Below are 15733 nucleotides of genomic sequence, written 5' to 3'. Positions count from 1 at the left end.
TCTTTTTAACTACTAAAAAAGGTGGATAAATCCACCTTTTTTTACATAGGACTTACTAATTGTCCATCTTTCACTACATATAAGTCTCTTCTTAATATATCTACATCTAATGGGTCCATTTCTAATTCTAACATTTCTAATATTTTTGGTATAAATATAGAAGTATTTAAGTTAGCCTTAGATCCTGTCGCTATTGTAGCTTCTAAAATTATTTTATTATCTTCTGCATCTAATAAATCAAATAATTTTATCATAGGTCTTATATCTGACTCTACTAACTTACCTTTTTTATTTCTCTTAGTTATCATTATTTCTTTTTGAGCCATAAAATCTAATATTTGATTTTTTATGAACTCTTTAGTTAATATTTTTTCTGTTTCTATAGTAAATACATATTCTCCATACTCTATAGTAGATGATAATGATGGAGTTTGTTTAGTTATTTCCTCAGCTTGTATAAATTTTATACCTTCTGGTAATTGTTCATTCATTCTAGATAAATACTCATCTACAGTTATATCACCTTCTATTTCAACGTCTACATACTCTCCTTGACTTTCTGTACCTAGAGCTAAAGCATTTCCGTAACTTATTTTTGGATGGGGATTGTATCCTTGAGAATGTGCTAAATCTATTTCAGCTCTTCTAAAGGCTCTTTGTAAAAGTTTTTGCAAATCAAGATGCGATATATATATCATATCTCCTTCTTTGTTAAATTTAGTTCTTATTATTTTGTTTTCCATTAACAAAGCCCCCTTCCTATTTCATGTGCATTTATTCCACAACCATTACATTTATGTCTACAATCTACTGTAACTGTGTCTTGTTTAGCTTTTTCATTTTCTCTAACTAAGAATTTCTTAGAAACTCCAACGTCTATATGGTCCCAAGGGAATACTTCTTCATATTCTCTCTCTCTATTAGCATAAAATGCTATTTCTAAGTTATTTTTAGCCATAGCTTCTTTCCAAGTATCTAAATTAAAGTGTTCTGACCAACCATCAAATTTAGCACCCATTTTGAAAGCATCATATATAACTTTACCTATTTTTCTATCTCCTCTAGCTACAACAGCTTCCATTAAACTAGTTTTTGAATCATGGTAGTTATATTTTATATTCCCATTTTTTAACTTTTTAACTAAATATCTTTGCTTTTCTATAACTGTTTCTGTTGTATCTTGTCCATGCCATTGGAATGGTGTAAATGGCTTAGGTACAAATGTAGATGTACTTACTGTAACACCAAATGCTCTTCTTAACTTTCCACCATTTACATCTCTATAAGTATCTATTACATCATAAGCAAGTTTTGCTATTCCATCTAAATCATCATAAGTTTCTGTTGGAAGACCTATCATGAAGTATAATTTAACACTATTCCATCCCATTTCAAATGCTTTTCTAGTTGCATTTTCTAAGTCTTGTTCACTTACACCTTTATTTATAACATCTCTTAATCTTTGTGTCCCTGCTTCTGGAGCAAATGTAAGTCCTGACTTTCTTACTTGTTGTATTTTTTCTGCTATTTCCATAGAGAAATTATCAAGTCTTAATGATGGTAGAGATATTCCTATATTTTTAGGAGTATATTCATCAACTAAATAATCAGTAAGCTCTGCTAATTCACTATAGTCACTAGTACTTAACGAAGATAATGATATTTCATCATATCCAGTGTTTTTAACTAGTTTTTCTAGTAATTCTTTTAATCTCGCTACACTTTTTTCTCTTATTGGTCTATATATCATACCTGCTTGGCAGAATCTACATCCTCTTGTACATCCTCTAAACAGTTCAAGTACTATTCTGTTATGAACAGTTTCTATAAAAGGAACTATTAATTTTTCTGGATATGGGACTTCTTCCATATTTTTTATTATTCTTTTTCTTGGTTTTTGAGGTACACCTTCTCTATTTGGTACTACTTCTTTAACAGTTCCGTCTTCATTGTATGAAACATCATAGAAGCTTGGTATATAAACCCCTTCTATTGTAGATATCTTTTGTAAAAAGTCTTCTCTAGTGGTTTTATTTTTTTTCCATTCTTTATAGGCATTTATAACTTCTGGGTTTACTTCTTCACCCTCACCTAATATTACTATGTCAACAAAATCAGCTAAAGGCTCTGGATTGTAAGCACATGGTCCACCTACTAATATAAATGGATCATCTAGCTTTCTTTCTTCTCTTAATAATGGTATATTAGCTAAATCTAACATATTCAATATATTAGTGTAAGAAAGTTCATATTGAAGCGTAAATGTAACAAAATCAAAATTTGTTATAGGTTCTCTTGATTCTAGAGCAAATAATGGTAAATTTTTTTCCCTCATCATCGCTTCCATATCTACAGCTGGAGCATATACCCTTTCGCAAAATACTTCTTCATCCTTATTTATAACATCATATAATATATGACTTCCTAAGTGACTCATTCCTACTTCATATAAGTCTGGGAAACAATGTGCATATCTTATTAAATTTTCATTTGTTGTATCTTTATGAATTGAATTTATTTCATTTCCAAGATATCTAGCAGGCTTTTCAACTTTTTTTAAAATTCTTTTTAAGTCTACTTTATTCATTTATGTTAAAACCTCCAAATAAGTTTATTGTTTATAAGCATAAATATTATTATACACGATATAACATTATCTATCAAAATATTATTAATTATTTTATATAGTTTTATATTTTAAAATTAGTAAATTAAAATATTGTGTCTATATTTTATAATTAATAAAAAAAATCTAATTTATACCTTTTATAAAAAGTATTTTTTGTTACAATAATAGTAGTTATCAAATAAATAGCTGTTTAAAGTACATAAGTTATTTATTTTTTACATTTAATTTAAAATTAAATTGTTTTAATGTAATTTATATGGGTATAATCTTTATATAATGTTTTTAGGAGGATTTATAATGAGTAATGTATTTGAAGTAAAAAAAGATATTTACTTTACAGGTGTTGTAGATAAAGATTTAAAAGTATTTGATATTATAATGGAAACAGAATTTGGTACTACTTATAACTGTTATGTTATAAAAGATGAAAAAACTGTATTATTCGATACTGTAAAACCAAACTTTAAGGACGAGTTTTTAAAAAATGTATCAGAAGTTACTGATATAAAAGACATAGATTATGTAGTTATACATCATACAGAACCAGATCATGCTGGTTGCTTAAAATATATATTAGATATAAACCCTGATGTGGAAGTTTACTGTACAGCTGTTGCTAAAACTTACTTAGCTGAACAAGTAAATAGACCTTTTAAGTGCCACGTTATAAAAGATGGAGAAACTTTAAACATAGGTAAGAGAAATCTTAAGTTCATAACAGCTCCATTCTTACATTGGGCTGATACAATGTTTACTTATGTTGAAGAAGATAAAACTTTATTCACTTGTGATGCTTTCGGATGTCACTTTGCAAGTGTAGATCCTAATGCTGTAGAAAGTGAAGATTACTTAAAATCAGCTAAGCACTACTATGATTGTATAGTTAAACCATTCGCTAAGCATGTTTTAAGTGCTATAAATAAAGTTGTTGAACTTAAAATAGACTTTGATACAATATTAACTTCTCATGGTCCTATGCTTACTAAGGATCCAATGGCAGCAGTTAAGAGATATTTAGATTGGTCAACTGAAGTTGTTAATACTACAAACCAAAATCAAGTTGCAATATTCTACTTATCAGCTTACACTAATACTTTAGAAATGGCTAAAAACATAGAAAAAGGATTAGTTGAAGAAGGTGCTGAAGTTAAACTTTATGATTTAGAAGAACTTGATTTAAAAGAAATGCATGATGCAGTAGTTATGTCTAAAGTAATATTATTAGGTTCTCCAACTATAAACAGAACTATGGTTAAACCTATGTGGGATTTATTCTCTACTATAGACCCTATGGCTAACCAAGGAAAAATAGCTGGTGTATTTGGTTCTTACGGATGGAGTGGAGAAGGTATAACTATGGCTGAAAACTTATTAAAGGCTATGGCTTTCAAAATGCCAGTTCCTACTATGAAAAAGAAATTCTTCCCTTCAGAAGAAACTTGTCAAGAATGTGTTAACTACGGTAAAGAATTTGCTAAATTAGTTAAATAATAATATATTAAAGTACCTCATATATGAGGTACTTTTTTAGTTACTTACAAAAATTAATAAACTTCTTCATATTAAAAGAGTATAAAAATAAGCACCTAATATTAGGTGCTTATTTTTATACTCTTTGACTTTTAGTTTTTCTAACTTCTCTCCAAGAAAGCTCTCCCCTATCTAAAGCTTTTATAAAAATCTCTGCTGATGCTAAATTTGTAGCTACTGGTACATGATATACATCACACAATCTAATTAAGGCTTGTATATCCGGCTCATGAGCTTGAGATGTAAGAGGATCTCTTAGAAATATCACTAAATCTATATCTTGAGAAACTACTAATGATCCTATTTGCTGATCTCCTCCTAAAGGTCCTGAAGCTAACCTAGTTATATTAATATCTGTAGCATCCATTATTATTTTTCCAGTTGTTCCAGTTGCATACACCTTATACTTTTTAAGAATTTCTTCATATCCTATACAAAATCCTACCATTGTATTTTTCATTTCATCATGTGCTATTAATGCTATATTCATATTCCCTCCCGTTTATATTTTGACTTTATCTAAAAGTTAATTTTCTTTCTTCTCATACATACATTTAGTACCAGTCCTAAGTTTGCTAAAGATGTTAAAAGTGAACTTCCTCCATAACTTATGAATGGTAATGTTACCCCTGTAACCGGTATTAAAGCTACTGTCATACCAATATTTTGTATTATCTGGTATGCAAACATACTCATAACCCCAACTACAATTAAGGTTCCATAAAAATCTTTTGCTTCTTTTGCTATAATAAGCATTCGTATCAAGAATATTGCATATAAAACTAAAACAGCTATCATACCTATAGCTCCTAGTTCTTCTCCTATGACTGCAAATATGAAGTCACTTTCCTGAACAGGTAAGAAATCCTCCTGGCTTTGTGTACCACCGTATAGTCCTTTACCTGTTACTCCTCCTGACCCTATAGCTATCATTGACTGCATAACCTGATAATTACCCTTTTTAGTTGGATCATCAGGATGTAAGAAAGCATCTATTCTTTCCTTTTGATGCGGCGCCATTACCATATACATAAGTGGTGCTGCTACTAAAACACCTATTATAACTCTTTTTATCAGTTTCATATCAAGCCCTGCTGTAAACAACATTCCACCTATTATACAACTAAATACTATAGCTGTACCTAAGTCTGGCTGAGCAAATAATAATCCTATAAAAGGAACTGCATACATCACAACAGGTATTATCTCCTTTAAATTATTAAGTTTACCTTTTTTTGATTCTACTATCTTTGCATAGCTTAATATAAATGTAAACTTAACTATTTCTGAAGTTTGAAAATCTAAAGGACCTAAATTTAACCAAGATCTAGCTCCTCCTCTTGACGCACCAATTACTGGTATTAATACTATAGCCAGTAAAATTAAACTAACTATATATAAAGCCTTATAGTACTTTCCTAAAAAATTATAGTCTATTAATAATATTCCAATGACCATAACCATACCTAGGCCAAAACCTAATCCTTGTTTGTATATCTGTCCATAATTTCCTGTCATATGGGCATGAGTTGCACTACTTAATACAACTAATCCAAATCCAAATATTGCTAAAACAGTAGCTATTAGCTTCCAATCTAGTTGTTTTATTAACTTAACGGTTGACTTATATTCAATCACATTTTCACCAACTTCCTAATGTCTTTTGTCTTATATTTAGTATATTAAAATATGGGGGACTTAACAATCCCCCATTTAGTCTATTATATATTTCTATCCTTTAAATTCTTTAGTGGTATATTAGCGATTAATGCAGATACTGGCATATCATCATCTTCTCCTCTGGTTTTAGACATTTTAATTTCCAGTCCATCTTCTTCTATTTCAGCATAATTCGCTATTACTTTAAGTATATCTGTCTTTATAAGCTCTAAAAACTTTGGAGAACAATCCGCTCTATCATGCACTAAAACTAACTTTAATCTTTCTTTTGCTACTGATTTACTAGTTTTAGATTCATTTGAAAAAACTTTAAATAAGTCTAACATGAATATACTCCCCCCTTTGCTACTTAGCCATACCAAACATCTTCTTTATTTTGCTAAAAAATCCACTTTCTGCTTCTATTTCTAGTATAGGTACATCATTACCTAATATTCTTTGTGTTATATTTTTGTAAGCTTGTCCTGCTAATGATTTTGAATCAAGTATTGCAGGTTCACCTTTATTTGTAGATACAATTATACTTTCATCATCTGGAACTAATCCTAATAGCTTTATAGCCAATATTTCTATTATGTCCTGCTTGTCCATCATGTCTCCACGTCTTACCATATCGTGTCTTATTCTATTTATCACTAATTCTATAGTTTTTATCTCATTGGCTTCTAATAATCCTATTATTCTATCTGCATCTCTTACTGCAGAAACTTCCGGATTAGTTACTACTATCGCTCTGTCTGCTCCTGCTATGGCGTTTTTAAATCCTTGTTCTATACCGGCAGGGCAATCTATTAATACATAATCAAATGTTTCTCTAAGTTTTTGGCATAAATCATGCATTTGCTCAACAGATACTGCATTTTTATCTCTTGTTTGAGCTGCTGGAAGTAAATATAAATTTTCAAATCTTTTATCTTTGATTAAAGCTTGTTTTAATCTACATGTTCCCTCTACAACATCAACAATATCATAAACAATTCTATTTTCAAGTCCCATTACTACATCTAAATTTCTAAGACCAATATCTGCGTCTACTATAACTACTTTTTTATTTTCCAAACTTAAAGCAGTTCCTAAGTTTGCTGCGGTAGTAGTCTTTCCTACTCCGCCTTTACCAGACGTTATGACAATAACTTCACTCATGTTACTACCCCCTATGGATTAATACTTATTTTTAAACTTTATTTGAATAGTTTTCTATGACTATAGTTCCATCGCTTACAAAAGCTATTTCTGGATTAATTGTTTTTCCTTCAAAAAACTCATCTTCTGGAGCTTCAGCTATATTATTTGCTATTTGTAATATTCTAGCATCTAGGTGGTTAGCTACTACATAAGCACTTTCATTTCCATCTGAACCTGCATGGACAAACCCCTTAACACTTCCCATTATTATAACATTTCCATTAGCTACTATTCTTGCACCTGGATCTACATTTCCCATAACTACTACATTTGACTTTGAGCTTACTTGTGATCCTGATTTCATATCATTCATAACTACTACATCTCCATCAAACTCTATGTTTTCACCAGATCTTAGATTATTGACATATTTTGTTTTAAATTCATACTTTTCTTTTTTATACTCATCATCAATAAATTCAACATCAAACCTTGATGATATGTGTTCTTTTATCTCTAAAATTTGTATATCACTTAAACAATCGCAATTAATCTCACATATTTTAGCTCCATTAAAAAATCCTACTGATGACTCTAGCCTGTTTATTATACTTTGTTTTATTTCTTCAAAAGAGGCTTCTTTCTTTATATTTACAATTATCCCTCTTTTGCTACCCTTGAACTCCACAAGTTCTCTGGTACTAAACTCTTTAAAAGACATAACAACCTCCAGAGTAATGTATCATTTTTATATATTCTTCAAAAAATATTTTTTTCCTCTTATTTTTTCATCTGAGAAGCAAAATTTATATCATCATTATTCGATTTATTACTACTTTCTTCTTTCTTAGCAGTACCTTTATTAGCTGCTAAATAATCATCTGTCAATCCAAGATATGTTCCTATTAACTCTCTTACAGGTAACATTGCATAAGTACTTGAATCACCTTGAGGTATCATACATACAACTGCTATCTCTGGATCATCTGCTGGTGCAAACCCTACACTCCATGCAAAAGAATCATAATCTGCTTTGTATCTATCTATTTCTTTATCTGTTATTTTAGGGTTTAATTGTTTTATAGCTTTTCTTAGGTATGCAGCGTTTATTTTATCATCATTTTTATCTAATTTAACGCTTACACCTTCTTTTAATTCTTCTTCTATTTCTTTCTTTCTTTCTTCAGTTATATCTTTAGATTTTAGCTCTTCTTTTAACTCTTTTTCTCTTTCCTCTGATAACTCTTGCTCTCTTCCCTCTTTAAGAGTTTCCGCAAGACTTAGCGCTTGATCTAAAGCCACTCCATAAGATCCCATATGGCTTTTTAAATAATCAACCTCATTTTCTGTAGGTATCTTACCACTTTTTTCAGCTGTTCCTGTTTTTGCTGCTACACTAACAGGGAAGTTCTTAAATAAACTCTTAACAGAACTTGAAGTCGTAACTCTCTTCATACCTTCAGTTATATGCTTTAGATTTTCACTATTTTTAAATGGTATCTTTTCTTTTTTATTTTCATCAATATCAACAGATTTATAATCACTAGGTACAACTCTATTTATAACTGATAAATCAACTAAATCACCACCATTTGCTATGGCTGCAGTATATCTTGCCATTTGAGCTGGCGTATATTGATTCTCACCTTGTCCTATAGATAAGTTAAATGTATCTGCTATACTCCATTTAGCAAATTTTAAGTGATTAAACACTATTTCATCAGCTAAAGGCTCTATGTCTTTTTCTTTAACATTTAACTTAGCAAGCCTTTCAATAGCTTCACCTCTAGTGACTGTAGTTGGTTCGTCTGCCCAACTAACAATTTCATCTATTCTTTTTTCATACTCAGCTTCATTCTTTTCCTTAGTTATATCAGTAAACTTATTTTTCATTTCTTTCTCTAAAAATGTTCTAAGTAAAGCTTTAGCTGATTTTAATTTAGTTTCTATACTTGGTACACTACCCTTTTTTTCATCTATTTCGTCATTAAGACCTGTATAATCATCTAATCCAAATAATTTAGCATATTTAAGAGTATCATTTGGACCTATTTTTACATTAGGGTCTTTCCCACCTACTCTATTTTCACCACTACCAATTGTGTAGAAGTAGATATTACATGATTCTTGTATAGCTTTGTATAAATTTGTTGCTCCATGATTACTTCTTGACTTATGCCATACATAATCGGCAAATGGTCTATTTCCAAGCATTATAACACCTGGATCATTTATTGTGTAATTTGGATTCATTCCATTATCTATAGCTGCCATACCTGTAACCATTTTAAATGTAGAACCTGGTTGGAATACCCCTTGAGTAGCTAAGTTTACTTGAGCGTTAGGTGCTAGTACATCATTTTTATTTTTAGGTTGTAATTTTTCATAGTCTTCATAAGATATACCATTTACAAATTTATTAGGATCGTAATCTGGATAACTAGCCATAGCTAATACATCCCCAGTTTTTACATCTATAGCTACTACAGCTCCTGAATTTGCACGAGGTGCAGCTTGTGAAAAACTTTTATTTCCAAAAGGACTTTTGAAAGTTCCTGCTGTTCTAGCTACATCTATAGTTCTCTTTAATACATCTTGAGCTACTTCTTGTAGGTCTTTATCTATACTTAGATATACAGTATCTCCTGATTGCGGTTCTTGTACATCTAGTTCTTTTGTTACTCTACCTAGTGCATCTACTTGAACTTTTTTATGCCCATCAACACCTTTAAGCTTCTCTTCATAACTCTTTTCAACACCAGTTATACCTACTGTATCTCCCTTTGAGTACTTTTTACCTTCTTTTTCAGGATTTAGATATTTCTCTTCTTGATTATATGGCATTTTACCCATATGACCTATTATGTGAGAAGCTAAATTTGTTTCTGGGTAATATCTAACTGGCTCTACTGCCACAGATACCCCTGGAAGTTCCATTCCTTTTTCCTCAATTTGAGATATTGTATTTTGATTTATATCTTTTGCAATGGTAACTGGATTATATCTAGAATAACCTTGAGATTTTATAAGGTCTCTAACTATAAGTATTTTTCTAGCGTCCGTATTACTTAGCTTAGGGTCTATCTTATAGTCATTTCTAATATCTCTAAATGCATTTTTAGCACTAATATCAGGATTTTTTATTTTATAGCTTTCTAACCAATCTTTTTTATTCTTTTCTTCAGTAAACATCCATTTACTTACAAGTATAGGAGGATATTCTCCATTTTCATTAAGCTTTTTTTGTAGCTTACTAGGGTCTAAATTTCTATCTTCTTTCGTAAGTACACCTTCACTAATTAGCTTATCTACAATAAAGTAGAAACTTTCTTTAGCATTTAATTCTTTTGGTATACCTTCTTCTTCTTTGTATTTATCTATTTTATCATCAAACGTATAATAGAATTTACCATTTTTAAAGTATATAGGGAATTCATCTATATATTGCTCTTTATTAGACTCTAAAAGATTAATTATGTCTAATGATATTTCATTAGCCATAGGCTTACCATCTGCGCCTTTTTTGCTTATACCATCTGCAGATACTTGTACAGTAAATAAATTTTTATTTCCTGCAATTAGACGTCCATATCTATCTCTTATTTCTCCCCTTGGAGCTTTTATAGGTAATTCCTTATATGTCTTATTTTCAGCTAATTCTTTATAATAGTCATGTCTAAAAATAGTCATATATAATATTTTAAAGGAAATAACTATAAATACACATATGATGATTCTCTTTATTATCAATAATCTATCTATCTTTTTGTTTTTCTCCATTAAATCACCAACTAATCTTCTTTTAGTTTTAATATAGATTTTTTAGATATTTTGTATAAAATAATACTTAAAAGGCTATTTAAAGTAGGCATTATTAAAATTCCTACAATCAGTAACTTAACTATTCCATAGCTATTATAAACCAAGATAGTGGTTGCTATATTTACAATAGAATCAACTAGCGTAGTTAAAAAAACTAGCGCAAATATAGTCATACTACTTTCCTTGTATATTTTATCTTTTAAATGGCTTATTGTGTAAGAAGTTAAAAATAATATTAAACCATTAACTCCAAATATTCCACCTACGGCTATATCTTTAGTTAAACCTACTATAGCACCTATTATACCTGCTTCTAATTCATCTAAATACAGAGATATAATAGTCATATATATTATTACTATATTAAAGCTCACGCTAAATATATTTATATAGTTAGTAACACTACCTTCTACTATAACTAACAAAATACCTAAAAGACAAAGTAAAACTCTTTTCATATCTATAGTCTCCTTTATCTTATATTTCTAGGTTCAATGATTTTAACATCATCTATATTTTTAAAATCAGCATAAGGTTTAACAACTACAGATTTCATAGATTTATTCTTGTCATCTATAACTTTATCAACTTCACCTATAGGTATACCTTCTGGATATAACCCAAGCCCTGATGTTACAATTACATCTCCTGGGATTACATCATAATTACTATCAAACATATATCCATATAAATATCCTTTATTTTTGTAGTTTTCCTTATTATCTAAAGTAGAGTTTTGAGTTAATACGCCTTTAAATTTAGAGTCTTTTAATAGTCTAAAACTTACTGATGATTTACTATCAAGTAATGAAACTGCTTTGCTATAGTTTTTAGAAACTTCATATACCATACCAACTAAACCATTACCATTTACTACTAAACTATCTTTTTTAACTCCATCTGCACTACCAGCGCTTAGTACAAAACTTTCGTACCAATTGCCATCATTTTTTGAGACAACACTAGCTGCTACAGACTTAGCTTCGTACTTTTCGTCTATAAAGTTTAATGATTTTTTTAAACTTTCTAGTGATTCTACTTCATCTAGTTTTTTATTCAATTCAGCTATTTCTAATTTTAACTCATTCTTTTCTTTTTCTAGCTTATCTATTTTATTAGCATTTTTCTTATAATTAATTAGATCACCAAGGCCATCACCTAGGAATTTAAAACCTTTATTAAATGTCGATTCTACAGCAGATACAGCATCTAAAATAGGTCCAGGACCTATTGGATTTCTACCTGAAAATTTACCTATTGATATTCCTATAATTCCAATTAAAGTGATAGCAACAGTTCCTGTTGCTATCACTTTAACGTTGATCTTTTTCTTCCCTTTTTTATTGTTATCAAATCTCAAAGATATCACCAACTTTTAATTACTTTCTTGCATTCATCATTAATACTTTTTCAAATATTTCTTGGTCTTCTACTGATTTACCAGTACCTAAAGCAACACAATCTAGTGGGCTTTCTGCTATTGTAACAGGCATGCCTGTTTCTTGTTTAACTAACTTATCAAGACCTCTAAGTAATGCTCCCCCTCCAGTTAACATTATTCCATTTTCCATTATGTCTGATGCTAATTCTGGTGGTGTCTTTTCTAAAGTTGATTTTATCGCATCTACTATTGAGTTTATAGGCTCTTTTAAAGCATCTCTAACTTCTGCTGATCCTATTTCTATTGTTTTAGGAAGACCTGATATTAAGTCTCTACCTCTTATTTGCATATTAGTTTCTTGATCACCTTTAAATGTTGATCCTATGCTTATTTTAACATCTTCAGCTGTTCTTTCCCCTATAGCTAAGTTATATTCTTTTTTAACATATGCTACTATAGACTCATCAAACTCGTCCCCACCAATTCTTATTGACTTAGCAGTAACTATACCTCCTAAAGATATAACAGCTATTTCAGTAGTACCTCCACCGATATCTACAACCATATTTCCTTCTGGCTCTTCAACTCTAAGACCAGCTCCTATAGCAGCTGCCATAGGTTCTTCTATTAAGTATGCATCCCTTGCTCCTGCTTGTCTTGCAGCTTCTTCTATAGCTCTTTTTTCTACTTCTGTAACGCCATAAGGTACACATATTGCTATTCTAGGACTTACTACACCCTTTTTAGCTGCTGCTTTTTGTATAAAGTAACTAAGCATTGCTGATGTAACATCAAAATCAGCTATAACCCCATCTTTCATAGGTCTTATAGCTACTATATTACCTGGTGTTCTACCTATCATCTTTTTAGCTTCTTCTCCAACTGCTAAAACTTCCTTGCTATCATCTCTTATAGCAACAACAGATGGTTCTCTTACTACTATACCTTGTCCTTTTATATAAACTAAAGTATTTGCTGTACCTAAATCTATACCCATATCCTTTGTCATCTTTTTAAATCCAAACATCGACATTAACCCTTTTTTCTCTTTTTTTTCTTTTTTTTCCTTAGACATACTTAATTCTCCTTCCTTACTATATCCAATTAGATTATCATACTCTCTTTAAAGCTAAAATATAATCCGTCACCTATGATTATATGATCTATTACTTCTATTCCTATTAGTTCTCCGCACTTAATAAGTCTTGATGTAATGTTTTTATCTTCATTTGATGGCTCGACAGAACCAGATGGATGATTGTGCATTAGAATTATCTTATTTGTACTTCGTTTTATAGCCTCTCTAAATACATCTCTTGGATGTACTAAAGAAGAATTTAAAGTACCTTTTGATACTTCTACATCTGATATTATTTCATTTTTCGTATTTAAAAGAACCACCTTAAAAACCTCTTGCTTTTCATATCTTAAAATATCCATATAATACTTGTATATATCCCAAGGGTTTTTTACCTTATATCGACTAGGCTTAAAACTAGCGATTCTAGACCCTAGTTCTAGCGCTGCCTTTATTTGCGTTGCTTTAGATAGTCCTACTCCATCTATTTCACATAACTCTTCTATGGTCATATCCTTTAGGTATCTTATACCTTGAGTGTCTTTATTTATGATATAATTAGCTAATTCAATAGCATTTTTTGATTTAGTGCCTGTTCGGATAATAATTGCTAACAACTCTGAATTAGATAAGCATTTTTCTCCTTTAACAAGCATCTTTTCTCTAGGTCTTTCTTCTAATGTCATATTCTTTAAAGTCATTTTAACATCAAAAGAGTCCTTCAGTTATATCATCCTCCATAAAAAAAGTTTATATCAAAGTGCGTTTTGACTAAATCACTTAACTTTGATATAGGTAATCCAACTATATTGAAGTAATCACCTTGTATCTCCTCAATTAGTAATGATCCATACCCTTGAATTCCATATGCTCCAGCTTTATCTAATGACTCACCAGTATTAATATAATCATTTATATCATCTTCTGATAAGTCCTTAAATTTAACTTTACTAACTACATAATCGATTATTTTTTTATTTGCACTTAAATTAATTAAACTAATACCTGTTATTACTTCATGAGTATTTCCAGATAATAACCTAATAGTATTTATAGCATCTTCTTTGTCCTTTGGTTTCCCTAATATTGTGTTATTAAACACAACAATTGTATCTGCTCCTATAACCAAAGACTCCTGATTAGATTTTGCTACATCCATACTTTTCTCAAATGCAAGTCTCATTACCACTTGAGGTGGTAACTCATCCTCTAATATAACCTCATCTATATCACTTTTAACTATATCAAATTTTACGTTGATATTTTCTAGAATTTCTTTCCTTCTAGGAGATGCTGATGCTAAGATTATATTCATTTTATCACCTCATTTGGTACTTAGAATTGTACTTATTTAGTCTATCATTATATTGTAAAAAATTCAACACAAATGTCGAACGATTTTTGTAACATAATTGTTATATTTCAATGAGTAGATTTTATTTATTTATAAATTTATTATAATTCCATAAAAAATAAAGGTATGGAAAAAACCATACCTTTATCTTATCCATATTATATAGTTTTAATAGCCTTTTTAGGACATTTTTCTAAGCATAAATGACATCCAACGCATTTTTTCTTATCAACTTTATGCTTACTTTTTAATTCACCTTCTATGGCGTCAAACTTGCATTGCTTTTTACAAATAGTACAACCTATACATAAGCTTTCTTCTATCATAACTTTTTTTCTATTTTCTAAGCTACCTTTTATAACTTTGGTTGGACATTTTTCAACACATACCATACACCCTACACATTTATCATAGTTTACTTTAGCAATTTTATTTTCAAATTCTATTGCATCAAATTTACATGCCTTAGCACAAATTCCACATCCTATACATCCAGCACTACATTTTTCCTTAACTTCTTTTCCAAAATCTTTACTGTTACATTCAACTACAATTTCTTGTTTTGCTGGCTTTTTCGATATTATTCCCTTTGGACAAACTTCAATACATTTTCCACACATTACACATTTTTCTTCATCTATTACTGCTAATCCATCTATTATAGATATAGCACCAAATTTACAATAATCTTTACATGTTCCAAGACCTAAACATCCATATTTGCATAATTTAGCTCCAGAGTTCAATGTAGCTGCTGATCTGCAGTCATAAATACCTTCATATGTATATTTATCTTTTGCTACATCACATCTTCCTTTACATATAACCTTTGCTACTTCTTTCTCACCTTCTTGAGATGATATTCCCATTATTTCTCCTATTTTTAAAGAACAATCAGAACCTCCAACAGGACATCCATTTACAGGGGCATTTCCTTCTACTATTGCATTTGCTAATCCCCCACATCCTGGAAATCCACATCCTCCACAATTAGCTCCTGGAAGTATACTTAATATTTTTTCAACTCTTTCATCTACCTCAACATAAAACTTTTTAGAAGCATATGCAAGTATTGCTCCAAATATAAGTCCCATACCTCCTAAAACAAAAATCGAATTAAGTATAGACATATTA

The 15733-nt window shown here is 30.1% G+C and carries 15 protein-coding genes; 1 reads left to right on the top strand and 14 read right to left on the bottom strand.

The annotated features are described in order from the left end of the window. Positions 1-41 precede the first annotated feature (41 nt). A complete protein-coding gene (locus I2H23_RS00325) occupies positions 42-743 on the bottom strand; it encodes a TIGR03936 family radical SAM-associated protein (RefSeq protein WP_092927244.1) in 702 nt (233 codons plus the stop codon). Next, a complete protein-coding gene (locus I2H23_RS00320; protein WP_195580837.1) occupies positions 743-2587 on the bottom strand; it encodes a TIGR03960 family B12-binding radical SAM protein in 1845 nt (614 codons plus the stop codon). The genes I2H23_RS00325 and I2H23_RS00320 overlap by 1 nt, the downstream gene beginning before the upstream one ends. 339 nt (positions 2588-2926) lie before the next feature. Here I2H23_RS00320 and I2H23_RS00315 point away from each other — a divergent pair, with 339 nt between their 5' ends. Beyond that, positions 2927-4120: an FprA family A-type flavoprotein gene (locus tag I2H23_RS00315; protein ID WP_195580836.1), complete on the top strand. Its 1194-nt coding sequence runs from the start codon at positions 2927-2929 to the stop codon at positions 4118-4120. 115 nt (positions 4121-4235) lie between these two features. On the opposite strand, the gene mgsA is transcribed toward I2H23_RS00315, so the two are convergent. From mgsA to I2H23_RS00255, 12 genes are all read right to left on the bottom strand, one after another. Further along, the gene (gene mgsA / locus I2H23_RS00310) at positions 4236-4649 is read right to left on the bottom strand and encodes a methylglyoxal synthase (protein WP_166504898.1); all 414 of its coding nucleotides are present in this window, start codon (positions 4647-4649) and stop codon (positions 4236-4238) included. Positions 4650-4678: 29 nt separating this feature from the next. Then, positions 4679-5797 (bottom strand): rod shape-determining protein RodA, encoded by a 1119-nt coding sequence (gene rodA, locus I2H23_RS00305; RefSeq protein ID WP_092927251.1) that lies wholly within the window; start codon positions 5795-5797, stop codon positions 4679-4681. Positions 5798-5880: 83 nt separating this feature from the next. Then, positions 5881-6165: a cell division topological specificity factor MinE gene (minE, locus tag I2H23_RS00300; protein WP_092927253.1), complete on the bottom strand. Its 285-nt coding sequence runs from the start codon at positions 6163-6165 to the stop codon at positions 5881-5883. A 19-nt stretch (positions 6166-6184) separates the two neighbouring features. Then, positions 6185-6982, bottom strand: coding sequence for a septum site-determining protein MinD (gene minD, locus I2H23_RS00295; RefSeq protein WP_092927255.1), 798 nt, complete (start codon positions 6980-6982; stop codon positions 6185-6187). A gap of 31 nt (positions 6983-7013) precedes the next feature. Continuing rightward, a complete protein-coding gene (locus I2H23_RS00290) occupies positions 7014-7685 on the bottom strand; it encodes a septum site-determining protein MinC (RefSeq protein ID WP_092927257.1) in 672 nt (223 codons plus the stop codon). Between the two features lie 59 nt (positions 7686-7744). Further along, positions 7745-10744, bottom strand: coding sequence for a penicillin-binding transpeptidase domain-containing protein (locus I2H23_RS00285; RefSeq protein ID WP_092927259.1), 3000 nt, complete (start codon positions 10742-10744; stop codon positions 7745-7747). Between the two features lie 11 nt (positions 10745-10755). Then, on the bottom strand, positions 10756-11244 hold the full coding sequence (gene mreD, locus I2H23_RS00280; RefSeq protein WP_092927261.1) for a rod shape-determining protein MreD: 489 nt from the start codon (positions 11242-11244) through the stop codon (positions 10756-10758). Between the two features lie 14 nt (positions 11245-11258). Then, entirely contained in the window at positions 11259-12155 is an 897-nt protein-coding gene (mreC, locus tag I2H23_RS00275) for a rod shape-determining protein MreC (RefSeq protein ID WP_240276287.1), read from the bottom strand. A 10-nt stretch (positions 12156-12165) separates the two neighbouring features. Beyond that, entirely contained in the window at positions 12166-13242 is a 1077-nt protein-coding gene (locus tag I2H23_RS00270) for a rod shape-determining protein (RefSeq protein ID WP_092927265.1), read from the bottom strand. Positions 13243-13271: 29 nt separating this feature from the next. Next, a complete protein-coding gene (gene radC, locus I2H23_RS00265) occupies positions 13272-13931 on the bottom strand; it encodes a RadC family protein (RefSeq protein WP_141664395.1) in 660 nt (219 codons plus the stop codon). A gap of 44 nt (positions 13932-13975) precedes the next feature. Further along, positions 13976-14560: a Maf family protein gene (locus tag I2H23_RS00260; protein WP_092927269.1), complete on the bottom strand. Its 585-nt coding sequence runs from the start codon at positions 14558-14560 to the stop codon at positions 13976-13978. A 197-nt stretch (positions 14561-14757) separates the two neighbouring features. Further along, on the bottom strand, positions 14758-15729 hold the full coding sequence (locus I2H23_RS00255; protein ID WP_195580835.1) for an RnfABCDGE type electron transport complex subunit B: 972 nt from the start codon (positions 15727-15729) through the stop codon (positions 14758-14760). Between the last annotated feature and the right edge of the window lie 4 nt (positions 15730-15733).

Source organism: Romboutsia sp. BSD2780061687b_171204_C1, assembly GCF_015560225.1.
In the GTDB taxonomy this organism is placed as follows: Bacteria; Bacillota; Clostridia; order Peptostreptococcales; family Peptostreptococcaceae; genus Romboutsia_C; species Romboutsia_C hominis.
This window is presented reverse-complemented; position numbering and strand designations above follow the sequence as displayed.